At 45.4% G+C, this 14,483-nt stretch carries 9 protein-coding genes; 6 read left to right on the top strand and 3 right to left on the bottom strand.

What is annotated here, in order from left to right; genetic code table 11:
- The first annotated feature begins 35 nt into the window (after positions 1–35).
- A complete protein-coding gene (gene glgP, locus BUR09_RS00690; RefSeq protein ID WP_074215050.1) occupies positions 36–2,615 on the top strand; it encodes an alpha-glucan family phosphorylase in 2,580 nt (859 codons plus the stop codon).
- Positions 2,616–2,765: 150 nt separating this feature from the next.
- Positions 2,766–4,115 carry a methylenetetrahydrofolate--tRNA-(uracil(54)-C(5))-methyltransferase (FADH(2)-oxidizing) TrmFO gene (trmFO, locus tag BUR09_RS00685; protein WP_074215049.1) on the top strand — a complete coding sequence of 450 codons (1,350 nt, stop codon included), beginning with the start codon at positions 2,766–2,768 and terminating at the stop codon, positions 4,113–4,115.
- Positions 4,116–4,256: 141 nt separating this feature from the next.
- Here trmFO and BUR09_RS00680 read toward each other — a convergent pair whose 3' ends face one another.
- On the bottom strand, positions 4,257–6,287 hold the full coding sequence (locus BUR09_RS00680; protein ID WP_074215048.1) for a hypothetical protein: 2,031 nt from the start codon (positions 6,285–6,287) through the stop codon (positions 4,257–4,259).
- Between the two features lie 722 nt (positions 6,288–7,009).
- On the opposite strand from BUR09_RS00680, the gene BUR09_RS00675 reads away from it, so the two are divergent.
- Positions 7,010–7,834, top strand: coding sequence for a nitroreductase family protein (locus BUR09_RS00675; RefSeq protein ID WP_074215047.1), 825 nt, complete (start codon positions 7,010–7,012; stop codon positions 7,832–7,834).
- 72 nt (positions 7,835–7,906) lie between these two features.
- Positions 7,907–8,437: a hypothetical protein gene (locus BUR09_RS00670; protein WP_074215046.1), complete on the top strand. Its 531-nt coding sequence runs from the start codon at positions 7,907–7,909 to the stop codon at positions 8,435–8,437.
- Between the two features lie 70 nt (positions 8,438–8,507).
- On the opposite strand, the gene BUR09_RS00665 is transcribed toward BUR09_RS00670, so the two are convergent.
- Positions 8,508–9,461, bottom strand: coding sequence for a calcium/sodium antiporter (locus tag BUR09_RS00665; RefSeq protein ID WP_074215045.1), 954 nt, complete (start codon positions 9,459–9,461; stop codon positions 8,508–8,510).
- 194 nt (positions 9,462–9,655) lie between these two features.
- Between BUR09_RS00665 and BUR09_RS00660 the strand changes: the two genes are divergently transcribed.
- A complete protein-coding gene (locus BUR09_RS00660; protein ID WP_074215044.1) occupies positions 9,656–9,952 on the top strand; it encodes an MTH1187 family thiamine-binding protein in 297 nt (98 codons plus the stop codon).
- Between the two features lie 57 nt (positions 9,953–10,009).
- Here the strand turns inward: BUR09_RS00660 and BUR09_RS00655 are convergent, their stop codons facing one another.
- Positions 10,010–11,410 (bottom strand): MATE family efflux transporter, encoded by a 1,401-nt coding sequence (locus BUR09_RS00655; RefSeq protein ID WP_074215043.1) that lies wholly within the window; start codon positions 11,408–11,410, stop codon positions 10,010–10,012.
- A 475-nt stretch (positions 11,411–11,885) separates the two neighbouring features.
- On the opposite strand from BUR09_RS00655, the gene BUR09_RS00650 reads away from it, so the two are divergent.
- The gene (locus tag BUR09_RS00650; RefSeq protein ID WP_074215042.1) at positions 11,886–14,456 is read left to right on the top strand and encodes an ArnT family glycosyltransferase; all 2,571 of its coding nucleotides are present in this window, start codon (positions 11,886–11,888) and stop codon (positions 14,454–14,456) included.
- The last annotated feature ends 27 nt before the right edge of the window (positions 14,457–14,483 follow it).

The raw sequence follows: 14,483 nt of genomic DNA, 5'->3' as shown, positions 1-14,483 counted from the left end.
ACTTGAATGCTCTACTAGCACGCAGGAGAAACAGCATGCAGCCGTTAAAAATATTCAATGTTATTCCAAAGCTGCCAGAAGGTCTGGAAGACTTGTGGAAACTTGCTTACAACTTCCGCTTTACTTGGTGTGGACACACTGAAAACGTATTTAAACAAATTGATCAACAACTATGGTCTACTACAAGCCATAACCCGCTACTCTTTTTACAGCTTGTTGATCCAAAACGTTTGGAAAACGTAGCCAAGGACCCATTCTTCCAATCGCAACTCAAGCTCACAACAGAGACCCTTAAAGAATATTTTGAAGAACGTCCTTCTCCAGTCATCGAAGATGCCTCGCCGGATAATCCTGCAGTGGCATATTTCAGTTTTGAATTCGGTATCGCAAGCTGTATGCCGATCTATTCTGGTGGGTTGGGTATACTGGCCGGTGACCATCTTAAGTCGGCATCAGATTTAAACATTCCACTTGTAGGAATCGGGCTGCTCTATAAGCACGGCTACTACCATCAATATCTCACACCGGATGGCTGGCAGCAGGAATCCTACCCAGATCTTGATTTCAACCAAATTCCAGTTCTTCCATTAGAGGATGAACATGGAAACCATATGCGTATCACTATACCTCTGGGAAAAAGTGAACTTCATGCACAAATTTGGAAAGCTCAGGTAGGCCGCATTACTTTATTACTTATGGATACAGAAATTACCGATAACCCTCCAGAATTTAGGGCTATAACTGCAAGCCTGTATGGAGGAGATATTGAGATGCGCCTATGGCAGGAAATTCTTCTTGGAATCGGTGGTATGAAGGTGCTTGAAGTCTGCGGTTATAATCCTCAGGTCATTCATATGAATGAGGGACACTCAGCCTTTGCAGGCGTTGAACGCATCCGTTCCTTCATGCGGAAAGGTCTTACGTTTGAGTCCGCTTCTGAGATTGTTGCCTCAAGCTCTGTATTCACGACGCACACTCCTGTCCCAGCAGGTAACGATAGATTCAGCCCTGAGCTGATAGAAAAATATTTTTCTGATTACGCACGAGACCTTGGCTTAGCATTTAAGGTATTCCTCTCATTCGGGCGTGAAAATCCGTTCGATGATAAAGAGGAATTCTGTATGACAGTGCTTGCGCTCAAGCTTTCCCGTTTCAACAACGGCGTTTCTAAGCTGCATAAACATGTATCCAGAAACATGTGGAAAGAACTCTGGCCGGCATATCCAATGGATGACATTCCTATTTCATCACTCACAAACGGTATTCACGCTCCATCATGGACTGCCGATGACATGCAAGAAGTCTACGACAGATACCTTGGTACCAATTGGCGGGAAGATCCAGACTGTGAAACACTATGGAGCCGAGCCGCCAACATCTCCGATGCAGAGCTTTGGCGTACGCATGAACGCCTTCGTGCCCGTCTTGTAGATTTTGCACGAACCCGTCTCCGCAGGCAGCTTGAAGCGCACGGCGCACGAAAACAGGAAATCCAGAATGCGGAAGAAATCTTAAACCCGCAGGCTCTGACAATTGGCTTTGCCAGACGATTTGCAACGTACAAACGCGCAAATCTTATCATGCGCGAAAAAGACAGGTTGCTTCGTTTGTTCAAAGATGAAGAACGCCCTATCCAATTCATCTTTGCTGGTAAAGCACACCCAGCGGACAATGAAGGCAAGAAATACATTAAAGAAGTTGTATCGACCTGCCGCAGTCTGGACTACCGCTTCCATATGGTCTTCCTTGAAGACTATGACATGGAAATTGCGAAACACATGCTGGCAGGTTGCGACGTCTGGCTGAACACACCTAGGCGTCCTTTCGAAGCATGTGGAACCAGCGGAATGAAAGCAATCTTTAACGGTGCACTGACATTCAGTACTCTCGACGGCTGGTGGGACGAAGCTTATCTTCCTGACAACAGTATTGGCTGGGCAATCGGTAAAGGTGAAGAATATTCTGATCCAGATTATCAGGATTATGTTGAACTGCGAACACTTTTCAACGTACTCGAAGTTGATATAATTCCTGAATTCTATGATCGCGGACGAGGCGGCCTTCCTCGCCAGTGGATTCGCCGTATGAAAAAAGCACTTACAACGCTTGGACCGGAATTCAACTCACACCGGATGGTTATGGACTATGTCCACAAGGCATACAAACCTGCATATGACAACTTCCACAACCTGTCCCGTTACGACTTCCAACCGGCACGTGAACTTGCTGAGTGGCGTAACGATATCATGACAAAATGGAGCGGCATTAACATACGCAATGCTCACATTGAAGTTATGGATGAAACTTATGTGGGAGAATCAATACGCATCAGTGTTGATGTAAAACTCAATGAAATTCCATGCGACTGTATCTCTGCCGAAGCTTATTTCGGACAGGTACAGCAGGATGGAGAATTCGTTTCCCGTAATATCAAAAAACTGAAAACAGTCGGAGATCCAGACCCAGAAGGCTGGCAACATTTTGAAGGCGTTGTGAAACCATCAAAAGCAGGCCGATTCGGGTATACCATCCGTCTTATTCCGACGAACCCGCTCCTCATAGACCCACGCTCACTCGGACTGATCCGTTGGGCAGTGCCACAGGAATCATCGTAAGGTTACGGGTGACTCAACGCAGCCGACACAGGCTACCATAACATTATATATAGGGGCGAAGATACGTGCATAGTATCTTCGCCCTTTCTAAAACAGTTGCTAAAGTGAAGCCAATGGTCTATTTGACGCACATTCCCATAGGAGGCTTCTGTGTCAGAACTATCCAAGATTGCTATTATCGGCGGTGGCCTTGCTGGCTGTGAATGTGCCCGCAAACTCTCCCATGCCGGAGTCGCCGTTACTATATTTGAAATGAAACCGGAGAAATACTCTCCGGCACACAGTTATGAAGGACTTGCTGAACTTGTTTGCTCCAACTCCTTCCGTTCCGATCAGCCAGATGCTGCTGTAGGCATTCTGAAACAGGAAATGCGCGAAATGGACAGCCTTGTGCTTGAAGCAGCAGAGGCCACTCGTGTTCCTGCAGGTAAAGCACTCGCTGTTAACCGTGAACTGTTCAGTAACTACATCACGAAAGCAATTACTGAGGATGAAAACATCACCCTCGTACACAAAGAAATTACATCTCTGGACGCAGAAGAGCTTGCAGAGTTTGATGCCGTTGTACTCGCTGCTGGTCCGCTTGCAAGTGACGCGCTAAGCGAATCCCTTGCACAGGCCATTGATGCAACACATCTGTATTTCTACGATGCCATTGCACCAATTGTTACTGCTGATTCCATCAACATGGATATCGCCTTCTGGGGTTCCCGCTACAATCCGGAAGACACCGACTACCTTAACTGCGCACTGAACGAAGAAGAATACCATGCTCTTCGTGAAGCACTTATTGCCGGTGAAAAAGCGCCAACAAAAGATTTCGAAAAAGAAATTCACTTTGAAGGCTGTATGCCGATTGAAGCACTTGCAGAACGCGGTGAAATGACCCTTGCATTCGGATCATTCAAGCCAGTTGGTTTCACAGATCCACGCACTGGAGAACGCCCTTTTGCACTGGTTCAGCTGCGTACTGAGAACTTGAACAAGACCATGTTCAACCTCGTAGGTTGCCAGACCAAGCTTAAATACAAAGAGCAGGATCGCATCTTCCGCATGATTCCAGGACTGGAAAATGCAGAATTTGTCCGCTACGGCAGTGTCCACCGCAACACTTACGTGAATGCACCTGAGACTCTGACCACCGAGCTTGCACTCAAGAACCGTCCAAACATCTACCTTGCAGGTCAGATCACTGGTGTTGAGGGCTATGTTGAATCTGCAGCATGCGGTCTGTGGGTCGGAACATTGCTTGCTGCAAAAGCTAAAAAACTTCAACTTTCAGAACCTCCTGCAGAAACTTGCCTCGGCGGTCTGCTTGCCCACCTGCGCACTGAGCAGAAAAACTTCCAGCCGGCAAACGTTCAGTTTGGTCTCACTCCAGCACTGAATCGCAAGGCACGTAAAAAAGAACGCAAGGCGCTCTATGCACAACGCGCTCGCGAAACCTTTACAGCCTGGCTCGAAGAGCAAAAAGAAACGCTCGACGACTGCTGCCTGTAGTAATAAAAATAAAAAAAGCGTGTCTCTTTTCTCAAGAGCACGCTTTTTTTATTCTTTATTTTTATCTCCAACAGACATGGAGATAACGCCTGTTAAGGGGCATCATTTCGTCCTGTATAGTCAAACTGTGGCAGAGACTATCTACTCTGCACTACGAACTACATACGTCTGGGCAGTACGCGCTGGAACGGTAACAATAAATCCGTCCTTTCCACCACTCACTGTCTCACCAGTCAGCAGTTCTTCAAGGCTTGCTTCACCACTGGTTAATGTCTTCAACAAAGAAAACTCTTCTGTTGCCGTGTGTTCACCAAAGTTAATAACATTAACTGCGATAGTTGCCTTCATACTATTATCCTTTGGTAGCTGGAATACCTGAACCAGCACACCTTTGTTTTTTGCTTTTGGAAGTTGAACAACACGGGCATCCTGTATTCCAAGAGCGTTTCGTAGTTTGATAATGCGACGCATATTTCCCGCAAAGGACTCTACCATACGCACTTCAGTACCTAAATCATCAAATGCGGTTGGAGCCTTTGGCAATCCTATTTCTGTAAGAATATTGCTACCGCCACGGGAAGTGAAATCGTACCCGCCTGCAATGTTCTGGCGCAGGGCATCTTCTTCATCAGTATAATCAAGTAGCCCCGCTGGAAGCGGTAGAACTCCAAGTAATTCATCGGCGGAAAGCATAAAGATCCCCGGCTGCATTGCCTGTGTGTGTCCAAGTAACGTAAGCCCGCTACTTATTAAATGACGCTGTTCTTCGGTCAGATTACGGAAATTGCGAATGCCTTGAACTGTTGCCACAAACGCTGCCGGAGTCAGATACAGTTTTTTGCCTGCAAAAAAGACATCTCCACCATTAACGGCAATCTTTTCGCGTACAGTGTCCAAGTATTGTTTGCTAATAGCTGAATTACGTTTCTGCTCTGGGTTGAACATAAACGGGAATGAAAAATCAATGTATGATTCCGGCTGAATACGGTTAATAAACCGTTTCGGATCAATTCCCATCTGGAGAATTGTATAAAGACTTTGTCTAAGTAATGACGCATCACCAGTAGCATACGCATACTGTGCAGATGTTGAGAGTGCATGGTTTAGCGCAAAATCAACACCGCCCTCAGTCGCTGCTTTTATATCCGGAAGCGGAAGATTGTCCTCAAGGAATGTCCAACCACCATAACGACGAGCTTCCTGAGCAATATCTCTGGCAGCTTGAACAGCAGTATCTCCTACGCCGAAGCCGGACATATCAGCATTCGGGTAAGACGGCTCCAAGCCGTATAAAGGTGACACTCGAACACTTGTCATTGCCACATGCAGCAATCCAATCTCCTGAATCAGCGAACCGGAAATAAGTCGTTGCGCTGCTTTGGAAGGATCACTCCAGTTCAAAACTGGACGTGCTTCTGAACCATAGCCAAGATAGACAAAGCGACGACTATTCCCGTCCAATCCTTTTACAACGTCTGTTGCGTACCAATTAAGCGGTGTCAAAGAAATATCCAAAGACTCACGGACAAGAGGTGGCGGTAAAACACGCGCCCGACGTAACGCCTTAAGGGAATTCTCATCAACAGAAACAGCACGTGCTCGTGTGGTTATCTCAGGCAAATGCTTCCACAGTTCACGCGGCACTTCTACCATACAATATAATCCCTTGTATGATTCAACACCACGAACAGTTAAAAAGTAGTCAGCACCACGCCCTGTCGCAAATGGAATTACAGTATCGCCTACAATAATTCCCTGCTTATTCGCTTTACGCAGGAACGTATTAAACCCTTTTTCATTACCAAAGCCCTTAGAGAAATTGTAGCTGACCGTGTCATCACCAAGTTGGCGCTGCTCTGTCGGACTACCCCAGATGACTCCATTTTCACGCATAGATGTAATATGAATGCCACGAATTCCAAGTTCCTGCATTGTCCGTAAATAGCTATCGCTCTGTAATGCAAGAAGAACAGAACTGGCAGAAATTGTTCTAGCAGCATCAAACGTTACCCATACGGGTGCAATCTTCAACATCATATCAACACGCGGTTTTTCATATGGTCCCAACCAAAACAGGTTGGTACCGGAAACCACAGTCGATAATTTTTCGGAAGCATTCAGCATAGCCTGTTTTTCAAGCCACTGAACATATCCCGGATTTGCTCTGCCCATTATTTCCGTCTCCATAGATAAACCTGAAGACGCATTAGAACTACCAACTTTAGGAGCGCTGCAACCGGACAGAATCATTAGGAGCCCAACTAGTAACAAAATATATTTTTTCTTTTTCACAGAAATCTCCGCAGAATGGTCACATCTGTAACCAAATGCTTTTACTTCAACTAATGTAACCTTGTCACGACAACCTAAGATAATCACCTGTAAAACTTGGAATAATAAACTCGCGTGTAAAAAAATAACAACAAGTAACTCTTAAGCGTTCAAAGCTTCGGACGGTGAAAAAACACATCATTATATATAGGGCGCAACGCAATAGGCGATACACTCTATAAAACGTCGCATACACTGCTTGGAAAATTGCAAACACGCAAGTGCTTTAGAAACTGTTTCCAACAAGAATGCTCTCTAAAATTTCAAATACCCTAATATCATTATAGATTTTCTCCACATATCAAAGTAATAAGACCAGAGAAAAAGAGCGATACTTTATTTTTCACTTTACAGAACACAATTTTTGGTCAATCAACCAATCTGCTTCGTGACAATACTATTCTTCCGCTATCCACCGTGCTCAATCAGCACTCTGAATATTCATCAGTATCACTTACTCTCTGGCTCCACAGCTCTCGTGTACTCGGCCTGTAACCGACTACACTGCTTTTCTATGCGCCAGCAAAACGAAGCTGTATACTTAAAGCAAACAAGGATTACCCGTGTCTTTTTATTCTGTAGATCAAACCAAGTGTAAAAAATGCCTTATCTGTGCAGAAGTCTGCCCGAACAAACTTATCCTTAAAGATAAAGAAACAGGCATTCCTAAAATACGTATCGGCGGTGAAGCATCATGTCTTCAGTGCGGGCACTGTGTTGCCGTCTGTCCCGTGGACTGTGTGAAACTAGAACCAATGCCAAGTGAAAACTTCACTCCTATTAATAAGCCGCTGGCAATCTCTACAGAACAAGCTGATCAGTTCCTCCGCACCCGCCGTTCAATTCGGGCCTTTAAATCAAAACCGGTAGACCATGAAACGTTGCAGGAGATTGTAGCTCTTACAAACTATGCTCCTTCAGCAAGCCATAAACAACCTGTGCAGTGGATTATGGTGGAATCACCAGAACTGGTACGTGAGCTGGCTGAAATGACCATCGAATGGATGACAGACCTGCGCAAGAACAACCGTGAGCTGGCAAAAAAATACAGCGTTGCAGGCCTGATTGCCGGATGGAAAAAAGGACAGGACTTAATTCTGCGCGGGGCTCCGCATCTTGCCATTTCATACACGGAAAAAGGCAATACATGGAACAACACAGACAGCGCCATTGCTCTTTCCTATTTAGAGCTTGCCGCACACTCCAGAGGCGTAGGTGCCTGTTTTGCCGGATTCTTTACCTATTGTGCCAATGCTTATATGCCGCTAAGAGAACGACTTGGGCTGCAAGAAAACCATATTTGCTGTGGTGGACACATGCTCGGTTACGCTAAGTTCTCCTATCCACGGATTCCAATGCGCAAAAAACTTTCCGTGAACTGGCTGTAGCCGATGCTGCTGTCATAGTGGCCCCGTTGAATTTGAATGCGCTGACATACACACAGAACTGGAGAAATCACCATGGCAGTTATTAACGGCACAGACCACTTCATTCAGGAAAAAGTTGAAGTTGTGGATGCAAGCGCAACCATGACATTCGGCAAAAAAACTGAGCTTGATAGATTTTCCACCAAAAACGGGATCATTTTCCTGATTGGCTTTACCGGAAGCAAGCGCCATCAACTGGCGGACATTCTTGCAGCTAAGTTGGAAATGTCTATTCAAGCCCCTGAAGCCATTTCATCTGTGGCGGAATTACAAAAGATTTGTGAGCACAGCGGCAGCATTGTTGTTGTTCCACAGGCTGCAATCCGCATAGACGAAGTTCGAAACGCTCTTCGTGAACACGGAAAAGTCTTCTACCTTATGACAGAACTCCTGCACCTTGCCCACAACCTCGGGCTGGATGCAGAACAAGGACGAGAACAGATCGGCTCTGACTTTATTGAGCTTGAACCGCAGATGCTTGCATCACTTCATTTCATTCTTCACGGATGGAAAGAACCTGAAGATCTAGTCGAAAACGTTTTAGAGCCACTCGGCCTACTCTAAACTATCATACTGCACTTCATAAAAATAAAAGCGGGTGAATCTATCAGATTCACCCGCTTTCTCTATATATTTACATGGCGGCCCGCCATATTTCCATACCCCAGCGACCAATACCCACAGCAAAGAGCAGCATGCCCTCATTACGAGTAATTTTGCCATGTGTGCGGATAAGCACCCATAATAAAATCACCACACCAACTGCCATACTCATGTTCAACAACTCACCCTGCTTTACCGCTATCGGATGAATAATAGAAGTGAGTCCAAGGACACCTGCAAAATTGAAGAAGTCACTACCCACAAGGTTACCCAAGATCATTTCATTCTTTCCTTTTACAGAAGCGGAAAGACAGGTCACCAGTTCCGGAAGAGAAGTACCAGCTGCAACAATAGTGACACCGATAAGCCACTCGCTCAATCCAAAAATGCGGGCAACACCGGAAGCACCGTCAACCACAAACTGACTGCCGAAACTTACAGCAATAAGTCCCACTGGCAGCAGAAGGTAATCCTTAAACGAAGCTGCTTCACTTTCACTTGTAGCATCACAAAATGCAGTAGCATCTGTGGAGGTCGGCTTTTTACACTGGCGGTACATCCACAAAAGGTACCCGGCAAAAGCAGCGGTTAACAGAATCCCGCTCCATCGTCCCAGCTGACCAGTAGACGCAACCACACGAATAAAAAGCTCTACACCCAATAAGATTGGAATATCTCTAGTGATTAAAGATTTACTGCCGGACACACTGTTAATCATCGCAACAGCACCCAAGATGATGCCCAAGTTGAAGATGTTTGAACCAACAATGTTTGCAAATGAAATGGATGGAATTCCTTTAAGCGTTGCCGTTAATGTTACCAGAAATTCCGGAAGGCTGGTTCCCATAGCCACAATGGTTAATCCAATGATTAGCTCAGAAATGCCGAAACGACGGGCGATAGCGGATGCTGAGTCCACAACCCAGTCTGCTCCTTTCCACAAAAGGAGGCCACCAGCCAAAAGGGATGCAATATATAAAAGCATGTAGTTACCTAATAATAAGGTTATTGTGCCTGTTAAAGTGGTTCTAGACGCACTCGTAAACAAAGGGCTCATGTAAGATTAGTTGCATCGCTTGTCTAGAGTTTGCTTCAATTCATTTGTGGTGAATATTGAAGAACAACTCATGCAAGTGTATGATTACATCTGCACGTTAACTCTACTTAAAAGGATTTGCCATGTCTGTGATAGCAGCACTATCTATCTTCCCGATGGATAAAGGCGTCAGTTTGAGCCCTTATGTTGCGCGGGCCCTCACCGTCATCAAAGAAAGCGGACTCGCGTACGAGTTGGGGCCGATGGGAACAGCAATCGAAGGAGAATGGGATGAAGTGATGCAGACAGTCTCTGCATGCTACAAAGAACTGGAGCAGGACTGTGACAGAATCTACCTCACTCTTAACATAGACTCCCGAAAAGGCAGAACAAACGGCCTGAAAGGAAAACCAGCCTCTGTGGCTGCCAAGCTGATATAATTTGTATAAATAAAAAAAAGCCCGAACGGCTGAGGATACTCAACCGTTCGGGACACATTAGCAAGAGCTTGGCTCTTGTTCTATCATCTGAATATGCTGCCACTTACCGCCACGGAATCTTAGATATGCAGCAAGAGCAAGAGTACAAACATACGCGATCAACATCCCCCACAGAACATGCAACCCGGCGTCAAATACAAATCGCCCAATAAACATTGGTACACCCAGTCCCAACGTTGCGCATATCGCAATCGCCCACATAACATACATAGTATCGCCAGCCCCTTTCAATGATCCAAAAAAGACCAATGCAATTGCATCCTGAATGCAGAACAAAGCGACATACGCCAGCAATATCTGGCACATGGACTGAATATTAGCAAACTGTTCAGCCGAAATATCTGCAGGCTTAAACAATGATGTCAATTCATACGGGAACAAGATAAAAATGGCACCAAAGGTTCCCATCCAAAGCAAGGCCACATGCAACACGCTATGGGCAGCAACAGTAGCCTGTCCCACATCCTTACGCCCCATTGCCTGCCCTACAAGAATAGAAGCTGCAATATTAAGCCCTACAACAGGCAAAAAAGCCAATGAATTGATGGATAACACTATGTTAGAGGCTGCAAGTTCAACTTCACCGAGTCTACCAATAACCATAATAAACATGGTAAAAGCAAAAACATCAAAGAAGTTGTTCAGCCCGCTAGGTATGCCATAGCGCATCATGCGCAAAAAGAGATTCTTATTAAAACGCCAAGCCCTAATAACATTATAGACGGTGTCGTTTTTACGAGTAAACACCAGCATAGCGTACATCACTATCTGCATTGCCCATGATGACACTGTTGCCAGCCCGGCACCGGCTATGCCCATCTCCGGAAAAAACCACACACCGTTAATGAGCATATAGTCGAGAGGGATATTGATAATAACCGCAATGACGTTCACTACCATATTCGGACGAGTTTTTCCTAACCCAGTAAAGAAGCAGCCAATGGCATTGGCAACAAGTGCACAGCCTGACCCAACTGTAAGAATCGAGAAGTAAACAACTTCTTCCCGCTGTACTTCCGGTGCATGACCGACAAAGGCAAAGAACGGCTCTGCTACTAAAGCTAACGAAGCCAACAGCACCCATGCAATGCAACAGAAATAAATTGCCTGCCAAACAACAGAACCAATCTTCTCATACTTACATGCCCCATAATATTGTGCAATAAATACAGAACTGTAGGCAGAAATCCCCATTGCAAATAGCAAAAACACCAGATTCACCATAGCTGCCGGCAACGCAGCAGCGATAGATATCAGTGAATAGTTACTAAGGAAAATCCTGTCAGTGAATTCCATGGCTGTTGTTGAGCCAAGGCTGACAACAAGAGGAAGCCCCACATTGAGGACATCACGATACCCGAAGGGTTCTTTCCAGCGTCTTTTTAACCGAGATAACATTTCAAACTCCTGAGGTAATCCCCTGAAACCATATGCCATCCAATAGGGCTATATGAAAACAGGACGTATAATTATTTGTTGCGGAACGAATACTTAGCTCACCCCAAAAGCACAAGCTCCATTTTTTAAGTCTGCACTTTAGGACAAGCTGGAACATCACATTCCTTGTATCAATTTTAACTCAACTAACTGAATCAATAAAAATTGAAATAACAAAATCAATTTTTATTGAAATAAGAAGAGACGTTCTACGCAACCAATTTTTATTTTACAAGAAAAAGATGCATCAAAAACTTTATCCTTTCACCACAGGCTGTTAGCTATGACTACACGACCAATACGCATCCCTCTTTTTCCCAGATGCATTTTAACCCTAGTATTTTCTTGAGTTTCTCATCCAATCAAGCTTATTTTATGCTACCTTTGAATACACAACCTAGATTTTTTGAAGCTACACAACCATACAGGATACAAAATGAGCGACTTTTCTGATCCTACAAAGTCACAAGAAAAAATAAAACGCAATGAAGAGGAATCTACAGAAACTGCACAGCATGAGACAACGCCAGCCCACGTTGAGCAGGAAGAAACTGTAGAAGAAGCTATTCCGCAGGAACCTCTTACAGAAGAACCATCTTTAAATGATTCCTCTGAAGAAGTAACTGATGTTCGAACCTCTTCATCAGAATATATCGAGCAGCCAGAAGGCACTGAAAAAACAAAGACACCCGAAACTGATTCTGAAACAGACGAGACTCCACTATCTGAACAATCCTCCGCTTCTGAGACAGATAACTATCAAGGCTCTGAAGATAATTCCCTTTCTGAATCAGAAGAAACGCCTGCTTCCGAGCAGCGAGAGGACTTTGAAACAACTACGGACGCAAAAGCGGCTGATGATACACCAGACGCTGAGACCGCCGACACTGATGATGAGCTTATTGTTGCAGCAACCGCATCCAAAGTAAGCGGCAGGTTCGTCAGAAAACAAACAGAAAACATCCGTCCTGAATCTGAGTCTGTAACGGCTGAAGAAACTACGCCACAACAGGACACCATTTCAGCTGAGGTGCCTCCTCAATCACGACAAAAGAAAAAGAAAGAAAAAAAACCGAAAGAACCACTTCCGGATGTCGCTCCAGAAAGCAAGATTCTTAACAGTCTTTCCCTTCTTCCGTGGCTTACACTTCTTATTTTTGCAGCACTGCAAGGCGGCATCGCCCTCTTCTTCCGTGATCTCTGGCCAATACAGGAAGCCCAGACTGCAGCAGTTGTAAAAGATACTCTAGCTGCTTCTAACTGGCTAACTCCGATGCTGGACGGTAAACCGTACAGCGGAGCCATGCCGCTTTACTTCTGGTTCTCCAGTGCTGTTGCTCTGATTCCAGATATCGCCCTAAATTTCTTAGTAAAAGCCAGCACGGTGCTCAGCAGCATGCTGTTTGTACTTTCCACCTATATCTTTGCCCGCGCCGTTGGTGTCAGCAAAAAAACAAGCCTTGCAGCAGGATTACTGACCATTGCAGCTTTTATTCCGGCAATTTCAATGCAGCTTAACGGGCTTGAGACTTTGTTTGCAGCTTTTGTAACCCTATCTCATGCTGCTTTTGTTATGGGCTGGAAACGCGAACGCTCGTTACTCTGGCTTCCACTTGGTTTCATCTGCGTAGCTGCTGCAACGCTTACAGGCGGCTTTCCAGGGCTTATCCTGCCTCTATTCAGCATTCTGTTTATCAGCCTCTGGCGCAAACGTCCTACCCGCTTCGGTGAATGGGATGTAGCTTGCGGCTTCGGAATATTCCTAATTATTGTACTCAGCTGGTTTACCTATGTAAATTTTGCAGTCCAACCGGAATACCTCCTCAACCTTGTGCCAAACATTCTGTCAGCACCGTTTAAAGGTGCGCTGGCGCATCTGCCATACTGGTGGCACATGCTTGCCATGCTGCCGTTTATGCTGCTCCCATGGCTCATTGTTGTTCTTGTTCTTCCCTGGACCAAGCTCTTCAGCATCGTTTTCTATAAGAATATTCTGGCAACAAGAAACCCTGAAAATATAGGGGTAGCTTACCTGTGGCTTTCCGCAGTATTAAGTTGCGCACTTTACAGCGTACTGGATTACATGACACCTGTCTGGCTTCTTGTGCTTCTGCCACAGATTGCTATCCTCGCTGCACGAGCTATTAAAAACTTCTCACCGCTCCGCAGTAAGATCTTCTACAGATTGCATGCCCTCATCTTCCTAGCGGCAGGCGCAGGTCTCATCGGGCTTGTAAACTTTACCCAGCTTATTCCGTTTGAAATTCATGGCTGGATGTACCTCTCTGCAATTCTGCTGGCGACCGCAGGTCTTTTTTGGCTTCGCTCACCGCTTAACAGCAGGCTCGGTATTGTCGGTCTTGCTCTGGTTATGACTATCCTTTTGCAGCCACTGCTCATCATGTCAGCCCCTGCAATTAACAGCTTCATTTCCATTAAAGACATATCCATGACAATGGAAGAATACGCTGAAAAAGACTTTGTCCCTGTGGTCTACAATACTGACCCGGCACCATTTGCATACTTCGTAAACAAACCTGTTACCCACGTATTTGATCCACATTCACTGAGTACTGTCCTTAATACCAATAAAAATGTTGTTCTCATCATGAGTGCAACAGACTGGGACAACTGGTTAACTAAACCTGAATCCCTTAAGCTTGTCGGCACACAAGGTGCCGCCATCCCGCACCTAGGAAAAGGCTTCATCCTTGCTGTTCAAGAAAAAAGAGCAAGCCGCTATGGCACTCCTGAAGTTAAAGAACCACAGGATGAAACAACGCCTCCTAAGTCACAGGAACCAGCCGTGGAAGAACCTGAACCAACTCCACCTGCCAAAGATGAACCAGCGCTGGATGCCCCACAAACTGACAACGAAGAGGAGCCTGCTCCCCTTGGTGAACCGCTGAACGACAACAGCACAACAGCCACTTCCGAAGCAGTACAGCAGGAAACAGCACTGACTTTACCAATCACACCAGAACTTACAGCACCGGCTAATCAGTAGTCCTGCTTCACAAAAAACAAAAAAACG

The sequence above is a fragment of the Halodesulfovibrio marinisediminis DSM 17456 genome (assembly GCF_900129975.1).
In the GTDB taxonomy this organism is placed as follows: Bacteria; Desulfobacterota; Desulfovibrionia; order Desulfovibrionales; family Desulfovibrionaceae; genus Halodesulfovibrio; species Halodesulfovibrio marinisediminis.
Note: the sequence above shows the minus strand (reverse complement) of the source record. Positions and strands in the feature narration are given on the sequence as shown.